The following is a 16,175-nucleotide window of genomic DNA, read 5'->3' as shown; positions in this document are numbered from 1 at the left end:
ATGACAGCCGACACAGCAACGCGCGAACAGTTCGCCATCGATCTCGCGCGGCGCGCCGGCGCGCTCGGCCTGAAGTATTTTCGCGACCTCGACAGCCTCGCCATCGAGAGCAAAGGTCATCAGGACATGGTCTCGCAGGCTGACCGCGAGGTCGAGCTGTTCATCCGTGCGGCAATGAAAGCCGCCTACCCGACCGATGGAATTGTCGGCGAGGAGCATGCCTCGGTCACCGGATCGAGCGGGCATGTCTGGGTGATAGATCCGATCGACGGCACCGCGAACTTCGTGCGGGGCATTCCGGCCTGGTGCGTGGTCATCGCCTGCGCCAAGGACGGCGACACTGTCGTGGGTGTCATCCACGAGCCCTCTACCGGCGAAACGTTCCATTGCCGCAAGGGCGGCGGCGCTTTTCTCAACGGCAAGCCGATCAGGGCAAGCGCGGCCACCAGCCTGACCGACGGCTCGTTGGGCACCGGCTTTTCCAACCGCGCCGAAATGCAAAACGTCGCAACGCTCATCGGCTTGCTGTTTTCAAAAGGCGGCGTGTTTTTCCGTAACGCATCCGGCGCGTTGATGCTCGCCTATGCGGCCGCCGGCAGGCTGCTCGGCTATGTCGAAGAGCATATGAACGCCTGGGACTGCCTGGCAGGCATGCTGCTGGTGGAAGAAGCCGGCGGCACGATCGTCAAGCCCGACCCAAAGACGGTGCTGGAAAACGGCGCGCTGGTGATTTGCGCCGGCAGCGGTGTGTTCGCCCAGGTTCGCCAACTCTGCGTGCAATCCTTCAAGCTTTGATCAGAACCGGTCCGCGCTCCGGAAAGCCGATGCCGACGCTGTCGCCTGCCTGAAACGGCGCATCGATGTTGTGCGATATTGCAAACACCTGGCCGTGCGGTGTGCCGATGATCAGTTCGAGATGGCTGCCGACATAGGTGACCTTTTCGAGCCTGCCGGCGATCGTCCGCGGCCTGCCGGCAGGCCCGATCTCGATGCGGCTCGGACGGACCGCCAGCTTCGCCGGGCCGACCAGCTGGCCTCGCGCCGGCAGTTTCAAGGCCAGCGAACCCAGCCGGACGGCAGCTTCATCACCTTCTACCGAAACCACCTCGCAATCGAGGATATTGGCTTCGCCGATGAAGTCGGCGACGAAAGCGTTGGCCGGTGCGTCGTAGAGTTCACGTGGCGTGCCGTCCTGTGCGATCACCGCTTTGTTCATGACGATGATACGATCCGAAACCGCCAGCGCCTCTTCCTGGTCGTGTGTGACATAGACCACCGTCAGCCCGAGCTTGATCTGGATTTCCCTGATTTCCTCGCGCACGTGCCGGCGCAGCTTGGCGTCGAGATTTGACAGCGGCTCGTCGAACAGCAGCACTTGCGGTTCGAGCACCAGCGCGCGTGCCACCGCCACGCGCTGCTGCTGGCCGCCAGACAGTTCGCTGGGCAGGCGCGCCTCGAGACCGGTCAGGCCGACCAATTCCAGCCCGGCATGGGCGCGCGATGCGGCCTCCTTCTTGTCATGGCCGGAGAAACGCAAGCCATAGGAGACGTTCTCCATCACCGTCATGTGCGGAAACAGTGCATAGGACTGGAAAACCATGGACACGTCGCGGTCGGTGGCGGGCAGGCGGGTGACATCTTTGCCGCCTATCAGAATGCGGCCGCTGGACGGCATTTCAAGGCCGGCGATCATGCGCAGCGTCGTCGTCTTGCCGCAGCCGGAGGGCCCGAGAAGCGTCACCAGCTTGCCGGCTTCGATCGCAAGCGAGATGTCGTCGACCGCCGGCATGCTGGCGCCCGGATATGTCTTGGTGACATGGTCGAAGGTTACCGAGGCGGCATTGCTGCGAATTTCGGCCATCACCCGGCTCCTGCTATTGTGGTCGGGCCGCCGGCCGTTCCGGGCAGGCTGACATTGGTGCGCACGCTCCAGCCGCCGTCGCCCTGCTGGATGCCGCGCCGGCCGATATTGCGGCTGCCGACAAGCAGCTGCATCAAGCCGATTACCATCAGCATGACGACGATCAGCACCGTCGAATAGGCGATGGCGATGCCGTATTCATTGTTCTCGACACGTCCAACGATGTAGCTGGTCGAGAGATCGTAGCGCGCGCTGACCAGAAAGATGACGGCGCTGATCGCGGTCATGGCGCGCACGAAGGAATAGACGAGCGCCGCCAGCATTGCCGATCTCAGCAAAGGCAGGATGACGCGCCTGAAGGTCTGCCACGAGTTGGCGCCAAGCGTCAGCGAGGATTCATCCAGGCTACGGTCGATCTGCGACATCGAGGCGACGCCGGCGCGCACGCCCACCGGCATGTTGCGGAAAATGAACGACAGTACGAGGATGATGCCGGTCCCGGTCAGTTCGATCGGCGGCACGTTGAAGGCAATGATGTAGCTGACGCCGATGACGGTTCCCGGAATCGCGAACGAGAGCATGGTCGCAAATTCGAAGGCGTTCTTGCCGCGGAAATTCTGGCGGACCAGAAGATAGGCGGTCAGAAGCCCGATCCCGGCCGTCAGAGGCGCCGATATCAGCGCGATCTCCATGGTCGTCCAAAAGGAGCTCCATGCCGAGCCCGACCAGTGGATGCCGAATTCGTTCCAGCCGACGGAGAACGCCTTCCGGTAGTGCTCCAGTGTCAGGCTCTGGTCGACCCCCCACAGCTTGACGAAGCTGCCATAGAAGATCACCGCGTAGACCACTACGGTGAATGCCGTCCACAGTCCGGCGATGACATAGAGCGCGTATGTCAGCCCGGCAGGCAAGCGCGGATGGACGCCGGCGTCGCCCTTGCCGGTGACGGTGGTGTAAGAGCGCCTGCCGATCCAGAAGCGCTGCGCATAAAAGGCGCCGAGCGTGAAGGCCAGCAGCACCAGCGCCAGGATCGCGGCAAGTGCCGCATCGTTCTGCGCGCCGACAATGGCAAAGAAGATTTCTGTCGACAGCACGTCGTAATTGCCGCTCAGCACCAGCGGATTGCCGAAATCGGCCATGCTCTCGATGAAGCCGAGCAGAAAGGCGTTGGCAAGGCCCGGCCGCATCAGCGGCAGGGATACGGTCCAAAAGGTCTGCCAGCGGCTGGCTCGGAGCGTCTGGGAGGCCTCTTCCATGGACGGGCTGACGCCTTCGACGACGCCCATCAGCACCAGGAAGGCGATCGGCGTGAAGGCGAGAACCTGGGCAATGAGCAGGCCGGGAAGTCCATATACCCAGCGTGTCGGCTGGAAACCGAAGAGACCGGCCACGCTCTGCGTCACTGCCCCTGACAGTCCGAACAACAAGATGATGGCAAGGCCGATGACGAAAGCCGGCGTGATGATCGGCAACACGGTCAGGGCGCGGAGCAGCTTGCCGTGGCGGAAACCGGTACGGGTCACGACCAGCGCGAACACCAGCCCCAGAAACATGGTCAGCAGGCCGACGAGCACGGCCAGCAGCAGCGAATTCCAGGCCACGCCGCAGCGGCTGCCGCCGGCAAGACAAGCCAGGCTCCACAGCCGCGAACTGAACAGCTTGGCCAGGAACGCGACAGGCGAGTAGCCGCCGTCGTCGGTCTGCATGGCATTGGCCAGCATCATCAGGATCGGCATGAAGATGAAAATGGCAACCATGGCGACGACAAAGCCGATCGAGCCGACGACGAAGACGTCGCCAGAGACGGCGCCGCGCGTTGCAACACCCAGGGTGAAAAGGAACAGAAAGGCACCGCTGACCAGCAAGGCGCCGTAGCCCATGCCGAATTGGCGGTCGCCAAGTTCGCCGAACAGGCTGGTGAGCCAGCCGAATTGCCAACCGCGCAGCCCGATGGCGAAGCCCTGGAACAACAGCCAGCCAAATCCGGCGGCGCCGACAATGATCAGCAGCCGGCTGAAAACCGGATCGGATTTGGTGCGGCCCCACAGAAGCAGCGGCACCGCCAGCAGCAGGCCGAGCGGCGCCAGCCACAGTTTCTCGCCCTTGAGGGCCAGAACCAGTGCCGGCGCGAATTCGCTGTCGGACGGGTAACCGTCGAACAGCCAGGAAAAGCCGAAGAACCCGTCCTCGATGCCGTACCAGGGCAGCACGGCAAACCCCAGCCATCCGACCGCCATCCAAAGGACGGCGACCGGTTCAATCGGCCAGCGGGTTTCGCGGAAGCGCATCTGCTATTGCGGCAGCGATGCGACCTCCTCGTCCCATTTTTTCAGCAGCCGCTTCCGCTCTTCGCTCGAGCCGTACTTCTTGAAGTCGTAGTCGATCAGCTTGATGGTGGAGAGGTCGGGCGCCTTGTCGGAGGTTTTTGCCGCCTTGTTCGACGGAACCTGGAACGACCCCGCCTTTTGCGCCATGGACTGGACGTCGGCCTCGAGCGCCCAGTCGTAGAATTTTTTCGCAGCCTCCAGGTTCCGCGCCCCCTTGATGATCGATTCCGAGCCGATCTCGTAGCCGGTTCCCTCGCAAGGGGTGACCGGAACGATCGGGAAACCTGCGACGACCTGCGACACGGCGTCGTGGATGAAGACGATGCCGATGGTGGTCTCGCCGAGACCGGCGGCCTTGATCGGCGCCGAACCCGACTTGGTGTACTGGTTGACGTTCTTGTGCAGGGCTTTCATGTATTCGAAACCCTTGTCCTCACCAAACAGCTGAACGATGGTCGCCAGCATATTGTATGCGGTCCCCGAGGAATTGGGGTTGGCGACCTGGATGTGCCCCTTGTATTCGGGCTTGATCAGATCGGCCCAGCATTTCGGTTCGGGCAGATTGTTCTTGGCCAGCAAATCCTTGTTGTAGCCGAAGCCCAGCGCACCCGAATAGATGCCGACCGTGCGGTAGCCGGACGTTTCCGCCTGCTTGATCGCCCAGGGCTGCAACTGGTTGAGCAGCGGCGATTTGTATTCCACTGTCAGGCCCTCCTCGGCTGCCTGCAGATGCGGATCGCCGGTGCCGCCCCACCAGATGTCTGCCTTTGGGTTGGCGGCCTCGGCGCGCAATTGCGCATAGATTTCGCCAGCGCTCTTGCGGGTCATATTGACGGTGATGCCGGTCTTCTCCTCGAACGCCCGCGCCGTCTGCTGGCACCAGACCTCGTCAACGCCGCAATACATGGTCAGGCTTTCGGCGGACGCCGATGACGACGCGGCCCACATACCGGCGGCGAGGATGCCGGCGCCGAGAATTGCCCTTTTTATCATGTTGAAATTCCTCCCTAAGTTATTTGCCGACTTATGAAACCCAGATACGCGGAAAATTCAAGTTGGAAGGGTACGGCCGCCTTTGCGCCTTTCGCCGACTTCCCGCTCGATATGTTCGACAGGTTGATGCGGATCAATCTTTGCAGTCACCTGGCCGATCGTCCAGCGCTGCTGAACATCCTCAGACGATGGCCCGGTCCCAGCCGCCATAATGCGCAGCGCTGCGCGTGCCGCGCGGCAGGCTGAGCCCGACCAGCAGCGCTCCGATCGCCAGATTGGCGAGGCTCGCGGCCGCGCCGCCGGCGAGGATGAACGGAGAGAGGGCAATCCAGGCTCCAAGCGCGATGTTCAGAAAGCGGACGGCGCGCGCCACTTCGGCCATCGCAGTAACGGCGATCATGATGATGAGGCAACCGGTGACATGATCGCTAAGGTAGAGCGGCGGACTTGTGCCGAAGACAAGCGGCGTGATCATCAGCAGGGCGCCGGCGAGCGTGCTGGCGACAAGGGTCCACGGGAAGTTCACACCGCCGGTGATGAAGTCCCGCGCCACTGCCGATAGCGACCGGTCGAGATCCGGCGTCGGCGTCTGGTCCTCCGAAAGCGCCGGGCCGCCGCACCAGAATGTGCGCCAGAACGGCTCTCCCGCCTGTTTCGCACGCCAAAGATACTGGCAGCTCGCCAGCACCTCGTCCACCGAATAGGGGATGAGCACGACCGTGACGGCGGCCTGGACGATGCAGAGCGTGCACAGCGCCCCGATGAGCGGTGGCTGGATGATGATGAAGCCGACGCTGACCACACCGAGCGGAACGACCAACAAACCGAACAAAAGCACTATCCACGGCATGGTGCGCCAGCGGCGGCGATCGCCGATCGCGCCCGCGAGGATATCCAGCGCATAGGCAAAGGCGCCCAGCCCGGCATCGGCGATCGGAAAACCCTTGGAGACCCAGGAGGTGACCACCGCCTCGCTGCCATTGCCGGCCGGCGTTTCGCCCGGGCCGAAGAACGGATCCCAAAGACTGTCGATGTGCCCTAGCTGATAGGCAGCGAGATAGCGCGAGACGAACAGGCCGACAAAGGCGAGGCCGATTATGGGAATGCGCTGGGTGAAGAGGGAGGGCGAATAGCTCCAGCCGAGCGGGCGGTCGTCATCGGCGGCAAGGGCACGCCGGCTGATACCCGGCGTCGGCGGGATCATCACCGCGAACGCGACGATCAGCATGCCGGCCAACGTGTCGGTCGCGTAGGCTCCGGCGCTGGTGGTCCAGAACAGCAGCGGCGCGAACATCACCCAAACCCCGATCGAGGCGGTGATCCATTGCAGCCCGTGCCAGCGCCGGCGCATGCCGACAAGCGCCAGCGACAGGATGGCGAGGCCGGATACAATCTCACTGATGCCGAGCCTGCCGTCGCGCGTCTCCGGCGAGGCGATCTCATGTCCGAGCGCCGGCGGAATCGGTGCTGAAGCGGGATCGAACAGGCCGAGCGTGAAGGGCGACGCCACGAGCCACAGCCCGATCGCAACGTTGGTCAGCGGCGCCCAGAGCGTTGCGGCCCGGTGGCGTTCGGTTTCCGCCTCGACCTCGTCGTCCGAGCGCTCGAGCGGGCGCTGCAGCCGTTCGGCGGCCTGGTCGAGCTCGGGCGCGGAAGCGGCGACCGCCGACGGTTCAAGCTTGTTCTTCTTGTACCAGTCGGTAGGATCCGCCTTCAGCCGCCGGATCATTTCCGGCAAGGTAGCGGTCAGGCTGTGTCGCGGGTTCCAGCCAAGCAGGCGCCTGGCGCGGGAGATGTCGATCTCGTAGTGATCGTCAGCGTTCTCGATCATCCATGGCTTGATGTCGGTCTCCTGGTCGAGAACCTTCTCCTGCATCCAGGCGCCGAGCTTCGTCACCTCTTTCGGCAGGGACAGGGTCCGCCAGGTCTCGCCGTGCAGGAGCTGCCCGATCTGCTTCTGCATCTCGTCGTAGGACGGCGTCTCTTCTTCGCCGATCAGCAGTACGGTCTCGTTGGGAAGCGCGCTGCGCCGGTCGACGGTGCGGACCACGGCGTCGACGAGATCGTCCAGATGCAGGTAGGGCTGGCCGGTGGTGATGTCGCCGGTGAAAAGATAGGCGGTCGGCATGCGCTCGAAAATGCGGGCGATCTGCTGGGCGATAAAGGCCGCGTGACAATTCTCGTCATAGACGCCCGCCAGTCGCAGGATCGCAACCTTGACGTGGCCGTGCTCTTTCAGGATCAGCGTCTCGGTCTCAGCCTTCGATCTCGGATAGGCCCAGGCCGGATCGATCGGCGATCGCTCGTCGATCCTGGCGCCCTTTGCCGGGCTCGGCGCATGCACCAGCAACGTGCTCGAAAACACGAACTGCTCCGTCTCGAGCCCTCTCAGCGCGTTCAGCAGCCGGCGCGTTCCCTCGACGGTCACCGCGCCGTATTTCGGATTATCCTCGCCGGTCGTGTCGTAATAAGCCGCGAGATGGATCACCGAGGCAACGCGGCCGCCGCTCCGCTCGCGCACCTCGGCCAGTGCCTTCGCCACGCTCGCGTCCGAGGTAAGGTCGATCTCGATCGTCTCGACGCCGGGCAAGGATCGTCTGGCAACATCAAGGCCGATGATGTCGTAGCGCTCCATCAAGCCGCGAGCGATGGCTTGGCCCAGAAACCCGCTGCTGCCTGTGATCAGGACGGTGGGACGGGTTTTGCCGGTCATGGCGAATCTCCTTGGCGATAGCCGGGTAGAAGAAGCCGAATGCTTCGGTCGCACACTCGGAACCATGTTCGTTGAGAACGGTTCCCGATGAGGTAGCACCACAGAATGGGTGCGCGCGGCGATCCGTCAGACCGACGGCCATTCGTGCCGGCGGATTGCGTTCGTGCACAAGTGCAGGACTCCCATTGGTCTACCGGCCGCGAAGGGAAGCGACCAGAATGTCGATCAGCAGCTTGCCGCAGCGACGATCCGGATCGCGGTCGGGATCATAGATCGTCACCTCCATCCCAATCACGCGTGGATCGTTGCACCATGTGCGAAGGGCTTCGACAGCTTCGTCGGGCAAGACACCGCCGGCCTCCGGCGAATCGACAGCCGACATGATCTCGCTGTCCAGCACGTCGACATCGAAGTGAACGAATACACCCTCGACGTCCTGCCCTGCGACCGCGTCAAGCGCTATGCGTGCCGCATCGGCGAAGCCGCGCCGCCGCACTTCAGCCAAATCCATCCGGTGAACATCGGTGTCGAAGACGGCCTTGGACGTGTAAGTCGCGGGGTCCTGCACATCGCGATAGCCAAACGCGACTACGTCGGCCTCACGGACCAAAGGAGTGTGCTCGCCGAAATCGGTCAGGAGCGTCGGGCCATGGCCGGTCACGAAGGCCAAATCCATGCCCGCGGCTCCCTTTGACGGCGAGGTATCCGGCAATTTGAAATCGGTGTGCCCATCGAAGAAGATAAGGCCGTAGCGGCCACGACGCCGTAGCGCGAGCGCAGGGCCAAGCAACACACTGCAATCGCCGCCGAGCATGAGCAGGAACCCTCCCGAGTTCAGCTCCTCGTCGACCGCTTCGGCAAGCGTCTTGGAATACTGGCGCAGGGCCTGGGCATTGCGCACGCCCGTCGCAGGATCCACCTCAGGCCGATAAAGCGGAGCCCGAACCGAGCGCAACGGACCGGCGCCCAAACGGTCGGCGAGACCAAGCGATTGAAGTGCCTCCGGCGCCTTCCACACGCCGGGCTCCGGCTCACCCTCCTGCGGCATCAGCCCAAGATTAGAGGGCGCGCCGAGCAAAGCGATATGTCTCGTCTGCGTGGTGGCTCGCGGCATTGTCGTGCTGGCAGTTGAGGTCATGATCAGAGTTCCCCGCGTTATGGGCGATACGCATCATGCTCAAGAAGCAGGCTGCGCTTTCCTGACCGGTCGCCCGCTGCCCTTGCCGCCGAGTATCTCCGGTCGGTGTCACGCGTCGGGCAGCATTGCGAGCGACGAGTATTGCTCGTTCAGCGCCACCGTGTCGTCAGCGGTGATTTCGAAGTCGATGTTGTCCCGCGGATGCAGGCTCTGGTTCGCCTTGGGCAGCGGCGTTGTCCCGCGCTGCCGGGGCAGAGCTCGATACCGGTCGTTTGGGCCATATCGGATTTCCAGGAGGCGAACTGCCGTCTTTGAACTATGCGTGGTGCGCGCGCGTTCTGGCGGCCTTCTGCGCCGCCGCCTTCCTTCCGCTGGCGCCTTTCGTCTCGGCGGCCTTCTTGGCGGCGGCCGAGCGCTCCTCAGCCGTCCGGCGCGAGGCCGCACGCTTCGCCTGCTGCGCCAGCGCCGCGTGCGACGCCGTGCTCTTCGGCTCGTGCTCGAGCACCTTGGAGACGGCTTTCGAGACCCGCGGGCGGCGTTTCGGCGTGCGTTCACCCTGGCCGGCCTCATAGGCGTATTCGGCGCTTTTGCGCGTGCTCTCCTTCACCTTGCCCTTTTTGGGCGGGGGCAGGTCTACGCCTGCGCGTCTTGCCTCGGAAAGCCCGATGGCGATGGCCTGCTGGGTCGAGCGCGCGCCGTGCTCGCCGCGGCGGATTTTATCGATCTCCTCGTGCACGAACTCGCCGGCCTGTGTGCTCGGCGATTTGCCCTCGCGCTTGTCCTTTCGGGCCTTCTCGATGGTTTTCTTGTCCGCATTGTCTTTCTCCCACATGCGGGTTGCGACAGCCATTCGGGTTGCAGCTGCGCGCGGTCTTATGAGGATCATAACGCGTTGAGGACGCAAATGATCCCGGCACTGATGATCCAAGCCCCAGCTGTCAGGACGTCGACGCCGATCTGTCCGAAATCAGATGGCGCAAGAACCATCGGCTCGCCAGACCCGCGACTTCGTCCAGGGCGCCGGGCTCCTCGAACAGGTGCGTCGCGCCAGGGACGATGGCGAGCTCCTTCTCGCAGTGGAGCGCCGCCAGCGCCGAGCGGTTGAGCGCGATCACCTGCTTGTCCGCGCCTCCGACGACGAGCAAGGTCGCCGCCCGGACGCGCGGCAGGGCGAGCGCTGCAAGATCGGGCCGGCCACCACGCGAAACTACGGCCGCGGCCTGGTCGGGCCGCTCGGCCGCCGCCACCAGGGCGGCACCGGCGCCCGTGCTCGCGCCGAAATAGCCAAGACGCAACCCCGACGTGTCCGGCGAGGCGCCGAGCCAATCCGTGACGCCGACCAGCCGGTCGGCGAGCAGTCCGATATTGAAGCGCAACTCGGCCGTGACCTGGTCGATCCGCTCCTCTTCGGCCGTCAACAGGTCGATGAGGAAGGTGGCGAGGTTCGCCTCGTTCAGCCTTTCGGCCACGTGGCGGTTGCGCGGGCTGTGGCGGCTGCTTCCGCTGCCGTGGGCGAAGAGCACAAGGCCGCGAGCATCCGGGGGCAACGAAAGATTGCCCTCAAGCGTGACAAGCCCCGCGGGAACATGCACGACGTGCTCGCTATCCCGGTCCATATCCACCTCCGCTATGTCGATCTGGTGCCAGGCGCCGGACCCGCGCTCGCGCGCCCAGCCAATTCCTCTTCGCAAGCGGCAGGCTTGTGGGAAGCCGCAGGCTTGGGCACGGACCTGGCGAGGAGCGCGCGGACCTCTTCATCGCTCGTCTGCGAGAAATCCACGTACCAGCGCCCGACACCCAGCAATGGCTCTGGTGTCGTCGCGCAAACGACCTCGTCGGCGTCCGCCCGCATCGCGTCGCAAGTGTCGGGGCTACCGACGGGAACGGCCGCGACAATATGGGCGGCGTGGTTTTTTCGCAGCGCCTTGATCCCGGCCCGCATGGTCGATCCGGTCGCAAGCCCGTCATCCACGAGGATAATGGTTCGTCCATTCAACTGCGGTGGGGGTCGCCCGTCCCTATAGAGGTGCTCGCGGCGCAGAAGCTCTTTTTCCTCCTTTGCAGCGACCGCGTCGATGACATGTGGCGGGATCGCGAGACCGTTGACGATTTCGTCGTTCAGGACACGTACACCTGAGGGCGCGATCGCCCCCATGGCCAGTTCCTCGTGACCGGGGACGCCGAGCTTGCGCACGACGAAGACGTCGAGCGGTGCCTTGAGTGCCTGCGCGACCTCGTAGCCGACCGGCACGCCGCCTCGGGGCAGCGCCAATACGATCACATCGTCGCGGCCGGCAAAGCGAACGAGTTCCCCGGCGAGTTGCCGCCCGGCCTCGCGGCGATCTGAAAAGATGATAGCCATGACCTTCAATCCGCGTGCATCTGTTTCCCGGTGGATGTTTTTTCACCAGCCTGCGGCCACATTCCGTGGGATGGCTGCGGCACCGGTACCATTTTGGAACTCGCTCGCTGCCTGGACGTTCCAAGAATAGTTTCGATCGCGAGGTGCCGGCACCGGCACGCGGCTCAGCGCGGATCGGGAAGATCGAAGATAGTGATCCGTACATGCCTCGTCCGGCCAGCTGGCAATCTAGCGATGCGTGGCAGCAGGCGCGTTTGGCGGCTTGTTGCCTCAGCAATCAGGGAAAGGAATATCCCATGCAAGTTCAGGAGATCATGAGCCGTCGGACCGAACTGGTCGGCCCGAACACGACAATCAGGGATGCCGCCCGGAAAATGCGGGCCGACAATCTCGGCGCCCTTCCGGTCGGCGAGAATGACAGGCTGGTCGGCATGGTGACGGACCGCGACATCGTGATGCGCGGCGTCGCCGAGGAGCGCTCAGCCGGCAACACGACCGTTCGCGAGGTCATGTCCGAGCATGTCTATTGGTGCTTCGACGACGCCGATATCACCGATGCGGCGAAGATCATGGCCAAGCATCAGGTGCGTCGTCTTCCGGTGATCAATCACGACAAGCGCCTCGTCGGCGTCATTGCCCTGGCCGACCTCGGGCGGACCGATGAGGAAGCCGCCAAGATCGCTCTCGAAGGCGTTTCCGAGGCGACGGACGATCCCCGGCGCTAGACGCTCGCCTGGGCGGTTGCCGCCGTGCTCGCCGTTCTTCTCCATCTGGGCTGAACGCCGCCTGCTCAGGCAGCCTTCAGTTTGGCAACTATCGCGCTTTCACTTCTATGCGGCGTGTCTTGTCCTTTGCAGCGGGGTTCTTCGGAAGCTCGACAACCAAAACGCCGTTCCTGAAAGTGGCCTGCACCTTGTCGGCATCGATCTCCGCTTCCAGTGGGATGGTCCGCTGAAACCGGCCATAACTGCGTTCGCTGTAGGTGCGGCCGCCTTCGCCTTCCTTGTGCTCCGAACGCTTCTCGCCCGTAATAAAGAGGGTGTTTTCGCGCAGCTTGAGCTCAACGTCCTTCTGCTCGAGCCCCGGCAATTCGGCGGTGACCTTATAGGCTTGGTCTGTTTCATGTACGTCGACGCTCGGCCAAAGATCGCCGGCCGTAGTCGCTTCGGCCATCGGCGCGAAGAAGTCGTCGAACAGGCGGTCAATCTGCCGGTGGAATGACGTGAGCGGGTCGCGCGCGGATGGATAGAGGCTGCGCGATGGCGTCCGGGGCGCCAAATCGTGATGTGCCATGGTTCTTCTCCTGTTTTTTGTGTCTGCATCACTCGTCACCATGTGATCGGCGACGGCAAACAAAACTCGTCCACCCATGAGGATGTTCCGAGTGCCGGCCAAGAAAGGTGGTCGAAAAACAGCGGCAAAAGCCGGCCCGAATTCCCTCATGACGGGACCTCCGACAATAAATGCGCATCAGGACATGCGCGTCGGGGAACAACGGGCAGGTACGGCTGTTTGGTCACATCACCTAGTCGGATTTGAACGGAAGGAGGATTTCGATGAATGCCACCGGACTCGACGTATTCGACAAGACACTGCAGACCACGAACATCTGGCTCGACGAGATCATGGACGAGATTGGACCGGATCGGCAGGTCGCCTGGCACGTTCTCGGAGCGGTGCTGCACGCCCTGCGCGACCGTATGCAGCCGGATCTTGCAGCCCACCTCGGCTCGCAGCTGCCGATCCTGGTGCGCGGCGCCTTCTATGACCAATATCAGCCTTCCAAAGCTCCCGAGAAGATGCGGTCGCTCGACGAGTTTCTGGCCAAGATCAAGGCGGAGCTGGAATTTACCCGTCCGGTCGATTCCAAGGATGCATTCAGGGTCGTGTCCAAGGTGCTCGCCCATCACGTCGGAGAAGGACAGATGCACAAGGTCTGGGAATCCCTGCCAGGCGAGATAAGACGAGTCGCCGAAGCTCAGCAAGCGGCGTGAACGGCGCAGGCGCGGGCTTCTCGGTCGCAACCTCCTTGGGGAAATAGCAATGCCACTCACCCTTATCAGCCCGGCGTTCCGGGCAGGCGGAAGACTTCCCGAAAAATATGCGCGTGACGGCCAGAACGTCTCGCCGCCGCTGAAGTGGTCCGGTGTCCCGGATGGTACCAAGAGCCTTGTTCTTGTCGTGCGGGATCCCGATGCACCAAGCGGGATTTTCGGGCACTGGGCGGTGTTCAACATCCCGCCGGATGCCGGGGGACTAGCCGAGGCCGAAGACGGCAAGCCCGGCCCGTCGGCACTCAGGCAAGGCACCAACGATTTCGGCAATGCGTATTACGATGGTCCGCAGCCGCCTGCAGGGCACGGCGTCCACCATTACCACTTCCTGCTGGCCGCGCTCGATGTGCCGAGCCTCAGCGTACCAGGAAAGGCGGGCGTGCATCAGGTCTGGAAGCAAGCCCAGAAACACGCATTGGAGGAGACGGAGCTGGTCGGAACCTACGAACGGCCGGCGTGACGCGGGCCGTGTCGGTCGCCGCCTTCACAATGTAATCTGGGCAAGCGGTTTTCGGGCAGGGCCGTGGATGACCGAACCGTCGGCGGCGAAGATCGAGCCGTGGCAGGGACAATCCCAGGTGTGGTCCGCATTGTTCCAGGTTACGGTGCAGCCCTTGTGGGTGCAAATCGCCGAAACCGCCTGGAGTGCGCCTTCGGTGTCTCTCCACGCCGCAATCTTTTCGTCTCCCCTGACGATCACGCCACCCATGCCAGGCGCAATGTCGTGGGTGCTCGAGACGATCGATTGACTGCGGCCGTTCTTGTGGAAGTCCTCGGGATAGGGCCGGGCCGGATCGTAGAGTTTTTGCCATGGGCTTGGGCGGCCGCAGATCAGGTCGGCGATCATCGCGCCCACGGCCGTCCCGTTGGTGATGCCCCAGGCGTTGAAGCCCGTGGCAATGTGGAAGCCGGCGGCCTTGGCGGGATCGGGCTCGCCGGCATATGGAATCCTGTCGGCCGTATCATAATCCTCATTGCACCAGCGCCACGCGACGTCGCCGACCGGAAGGTTCTTTCTCGCCCATTTTTCCAGTTCGACAAACCGCCTCGCCACGTCGCCGTCCCAGCCGGTGTTGAACTTGGGGCCGAGCGTGACCAGCAGTGGACCTTCGGCATCACGGCCCGTCCGGATGGAATGCGTCGGGTCGTCGATGCCGATGAACATGCCGTCGACAGTAAGGGGATCATCGATCCGAAAGGCCATGGCGGTGTGGCAGCGCGGTTGCGTCCGGTTCGCCATGCCGACGGGGCTCTTCACCGTCATGTTGGTGGCGACGACGACGTGCCCGGCATCAACGGCGCCGCCATCGGTGACGACGCGCCAGCGGCTTGCCTCGTCGATCGAGGTGGCGCGGCTGTTTTCGAAGATCCGACCGCCACGGGCCGTCACCGCTTCCGCCAGGCCAACCAGATACATCGCCGGGTTGAACTGCGCCTGGTCGGGGAACCGTAATGCCGCGGCCGTTTCGAAAGGCAGCGGCGCGCGGTCGAGGAGATCGGCCTCCAGCCCGACATGGCGCGCGGCCTCCGCCTCGGCCGCGACCTCCGCGCGCCGGCTTTCATCGCAGGTGTAGCTATAGGCGTCCTTGCTCTCGAGATCGCAGGCGATGGCGTACTCGCGAACCCAATCGCGGATCTGTTTGGCGCCGGCGGAATTCGCATCGGCATAGGTCCGCGCCAGGTCCCGGCCGAAGGTGTCGATGAGATGACGATAGATCAGTGCATGCTGCGTGGTGATCTTGGCCGTCGAGCGGCCGGTTACCTGTCCGCCCGTGCGCAGGCCTTCGAGGACGACCACCGACCGGCCCGCCTCGCAAAGCCGAAGCGCCGTCGTTAGCCCGACAATTCCAGCACCCACGACTACGGCGTCCGCACGGATTGGACCTTCGAGCTGGGGATAGTTCGTGGAGGCGGCTGCCGCCACCCAACAGCTTCCCGGTTTTCCCAAGAGAATGGCCATTTCAACCGCGCCCCTTGCGTCTCCATGCACTTCCATCGACAACCGCGCCGGCGGAGGAACGTTCCCGAGCTTGGTCGCTTTCAATCATTGTCTCGCCACCCCGGGTTAGAAAAGCACCGGGAAGGTGCGAGGTGCAGGCCATCACCCAGGTGATCGCCTCGCGGTCGTATTCGTCGCCGGAGCGCCAGTCCTCGAAGAAGGCGTTCAGCCTATCGACACGCCCCGGCCAGATACCGGCGGCCTGCAGGCCGAGCGAAACGCCGTAATTGGTGAAGGCGAACTTGGTATCGCGCAGCCATGGCGCGCGGCTGAAATAACCGGGCGGGTCGACCCACATCGTTTCCAGAGTTCGCAGCGAACGCCTCGTCTGGGCCTCGGCCCACGGCTCGTCGGGAAAGAAATGGGCGAGCCACAGCATCATGCCGAGGCCGAGGTCCTGGTCGATGTCGAGGCTGCGCCAATCGCGCTCCATCAGGTCACGCATCTGCGCGATCTCGGGCGCCAGTTCCTCGTCGTCGAGCATTCGGTAAGAGACGTAGCCGTCATAGGCATCCATGCTGCCGAGGCCGTAGCCGGGGTAAGGACCGCTCAAATCCTCCTGCATCTTCCAGATCACGCCGCGGCCGGGGACCACAAACGCCGGGTGAATGTCCCGCGCCAGCGTAATGCCGCGCTTGCGGTATTCCGGCTTCAGATCGCCGAGACGCGCCAGGGCGAACAGCCACATCGCCAGATAGTGGAAATACTGGCCGTCGCGATCCGCCGCT

General features: G+C 63.6%; 15 protein-coding genes. 4 read left to right on the top strand and 11 right to left on the bottom strand.

Features of this window, described 5'->3' with window-relative positions:
• Positions 1-795, top strand: coding sequence for an inositol monophosphatase family protein (locus NKI17_RS13965; protein ID WP_023678563.1), 795 nt, complete (start codon positions 1-3; stop codon positions 793-795).
• Here the strand turns inward: NKI17_RS13965 and NKI17_RS13960 are convergent.
• The 8 genes from NKI17_RS13960 to NKI17_RS13925 all read right to left on the bottom strand — a co-directional run bounded on the left by NKI17_RS13960 (position 785) and on the right by NKI17_RS13925 (position 11,394).
• Positions 785-1,861, bottom strand: coding sequence for an ABC transporter ATP-binding protein (locus NKI17_RS13960; protein WP_352906184.1), 1,077 nt, complete (start codon positions 1,859-1,861; stop codon positions 785-787). The two genes, NKI17_RS13965 and NKI17_RS13960, sit on opposite strands and share 11 nt — an antisense overlap.
• Positions 1,861-4,149, bottom strand: a complete 2,289-nt coding sequence (locus NKI17_RS13955; RefSeq protein WP_352906182.1) for an ABC transporter permease — start codon at positions 4,147-4,149, stop codon at positions 1,861-1,863. The genes NKI17_RS13960 and NKI17_RS13955 overlap by 1 nt, the downstream gene beginning before the upstream one ends.
• A gap of 3 nt (positions 4,150-4,152) precedes the next feature.
• On the bottom strand, positions 4,153-5,181 hold the full coding sequence (locus tag NKI17_RS13950; protein ID WP_352570620.1) for an ABC transporter substrate-binding protein: 1,029 nt from the start codon (positions 5,179-5,181) through the stop codon (positions 4,153-4,155).
• Positions 5,182-5,362: 181 nt separating this feature from the next.
• Positions 5,363-7,894 carry an NAD-dependent epimerase/dehydratase family protein gene (locus tag NKI17_RS13945; RefSeq protein ID WP_352570618.1) on the bottom strand — a complete coding sequence of 844 codons (2,532 nt, stop codon included), beginning with the start codon at positions 7,892-7,894 and terminating at the stop codon, positions 5,363-5,365.
• A gap of 190 nt (positions 7,895-8,084) precedes the next feature.
• Entirely contained in the window at positions 8,085-9,032 is a 948-nt protein-coding gene (locus NKI17_RS13940; RefSeq protein WP_352691612.1) for an arginase family protein, read from the bottom strand.
• Between the two features lie 316 nt (positions 9,033-9,348).
• Positions 9,349-9,864 (bottom strand): DUF6496 domain-containing protein, encoded by a 516-nt coding sequence (locus NKI17_RS13935; RefSeq protein ID WP_352906180.1) that lies wholly within the window; start codon positions 9,862-9,864, stop codon positions 9,349-9,351.
• 106 nt (positions 9,865-9,970) lie between these two features.
• Positions 9,971-10,648 (bottom strand): dienelactone hydrolase family protein, encoded by a 678-nt coding sequence (locus NKI17_RS13930; RefSeq protein ID WP_352570616.1) that lies wholly within the window; start codon positions 10,646-10,648, stop codon positions 9,971-9,973.
• Positions 10,649-10,659: 11 nt separating this feature from the next.
• Positions 10,660-11,394, bottom strand: coding sequence for a phosphoribosyltransferase (locus tag NKI17_RS13925; RefSeq protein ID WP_352570615.1), 735 nt, complete (start codon positions 11,392-11,394; stop codon positions 10,660-10,662).
• Positions 11,395-11,690: 296 nt separating this feature from the next.
• On the opposite strand from NKI17_RS13925, the gene NKI17_RS13920 reads away from it, so the two are divergent.
• Positions 11,691-12,119, top strand: coding sequence for a CBS domain-containing protein (locus NKI17_RS13920; RefSeq protein ID WP_023677862.1), 429 nt, complete (start codon positions 11,691-11,693; stop codon positions 12,117-12,119).
• Between the two features lie 88 nt (positions 12,120-12,207).
• Here the strand turns inward: NKI17_RS13920 and NKI17_RS13915 are convergent, their stop codons facing one another.
• Entirely contained in the window at positions 12,208-12,687 is a 480-nt protein-coding gene (locus NKI17_RS13915) for an Hsp20/alpha crystallin family protein (protein ID WP_352796987.1), read from the bottom strand.
• A 263-nt stretch (positions 12,688-12,950) separates the two neighbouring features.
• Between NKI17_RS13915 and NKI17_RS13910 the strand changes: the two genes are divergently transcribed.
• On the top strand, positions 12,951-13,388 hold the full coding sequence (locus tag NKI17_RS13910) for a DUF2267 domain-containing protein (RefSeq protein ID WP_023677864.1): 438 nt from the start codon (positions 12,951-12,953) through the stop codon (positions 13,386-13,388).
• Positions 13,389-13,437: 49 nt separating this feature from the next.
• Positions 13,438-13,908, top strand: a complete 471-nt coding sequence (locus NKI17_RS13905) for a YbhB/YbcL family Raf kinase inhibitor-like protein (RefSeq protein ID WP_352570612.1) — start codon at positions 13,438-13,440, stop codon at positions 13,906-13,908.
• Positions 13,909-13,932: 24 nt separating this feature from the next.
• Here NKI17_RS13905 and NKI17_RS13900 read toward each other — a convergent pair whose 3' ends face one another.
• Both NKI17_RS13900 and NKI17_RS13895 read right to left on the bottom strand, forming a co-directional pair.
• Entirely contained in the window at positions 13,933-15,408 is a 1,476-nt protein-coding gene (locus tag NKI17_RS13900; protein ID WP_352570611.1) for an FAD-dependent oxidoreductase, read from the bottom strand.
• Position 15,409: 1 nt separating this feature from the next.
• Positions 15,410-16,175, bottom strand: a 766-nt coding sequence (locus NKI17_RS13895; protein ID WP_352906178.1) for a hypothetical protein, incomplete at its 5' end; no start/stop codon positions are given.

The organism is Mesorhizobium sp. M0816 (assembly GCF_040320005.1).
Taxonomy (GTDB): Bacteria; Pseudomonadota; Alphaproteobacteria; order Rhizobiales; family Rhizobiaceae; genus Mesorhizobium.
The sequence above is the reverse complement of the archived record's forward strand: the minus strand, read 5'-3'. Positions and strand labels throughout refer to the sequence as shown.

Bases quoted from the DNA above. Each gene is read 5' to 3' on its own strand.
- NKI17_RS13965 (WP_023678563.1), top strand. From the start codon at position 1: ATGACAGCCGACACAGCAACGCGCGAACAGTTCGCCATCGATCTCGCG.
- NKI17_RS13960 (WP_352906184.1), bottom strand. From the start codon at position 1,861: ATGGCCGAAATTCGCAGCAATGCCGCCTCGGTAACCTTCGACCATGTC.
- NKI17_RS13955 (WP_352906182.1), bottom strand. From the start codon at position 4,149: ATGCGCTTCCGCGAAACCCGCTGGCCGATTGAACCGGTCGCCGTCCTT.
- NKI17_RS13950 (WP_352570620.1), bottom strand. From the start codon at position 5,181: ATGATAAAAAGGGCAATTCTCGGCGCCGGCATCCTCGCCGCCGGTATG.
- NKI17_RS13945 (WP_352570618.1), bottom strand. From the start codon at position 7,894: ATGACCGGCAAAACCCGTCCCACCGTCCTGATCACAGGCAGCAGCGGG.
- NKI17_RS13940 (WP_352691612.1), bottom strand. From the start codon at position 9,032: ATGACCTCAACTGCCAGCACGACAATGCCGCGAGCCACCACGCAGACG.
- NKI17_RS13935 (WP_352906180.1), bottom strand. From the start codon at position 9,864: ATGTGGGAGAAAGACAATGCGGACAAGAAAACCATCGAGAAGGCCCGA.
- NKI17_RS13930 (WP_352570616.1), bottom strand. From the start codon at position 10,648: ATGGACCGGGATAGCGAGCACGTCGTGCATGTTCCCGCGGGGCTTGTC.
- NKI17_RS13925 (WP_352570615.1), bottom strand. From the start codon at position 11,394: ATGGCTATCATCTTTTCAGATCGCCGCGAGGCCGGGCGGCAACTCGCC.
- NKI17_RS13920 (WP_023677862.1), top strand. From the start codon at position 11,691: ATGCAAGTTCAGGAGATCATGAGCCGTCGGACCGAACTGGTCGGCCCG.
- NKI17_RS13915 (WP_352796987.1), bottom strand. From the start codon at position 12,687: ATGGCACATCACGATTTGGCGCCCCGGACGCCATCGCGCAGCCTCTAT.
- NKI17_RS13910 (WP_023677864.1), top strand. From the start codon at position 12,951: ATGAATGCCACCGGACTCGACGTATTCGACAAGACACTGCAGACCACG.
- NKI17_RS13905 (WP_352570612.1), top strand. From the start codon at position 13,438: ATGCCACTCACCCTTATCAGCCCGGCGTTCCGGGCAGGCGGAAGACTT.
- NKI17_RS13900 (WP_352570611.1), bottom strand. From the start codon at position 15,408: ATGGCCATTCTCTTGGGAAAACCGGGAAGCTGTTGGGTGGCGGCAGCC.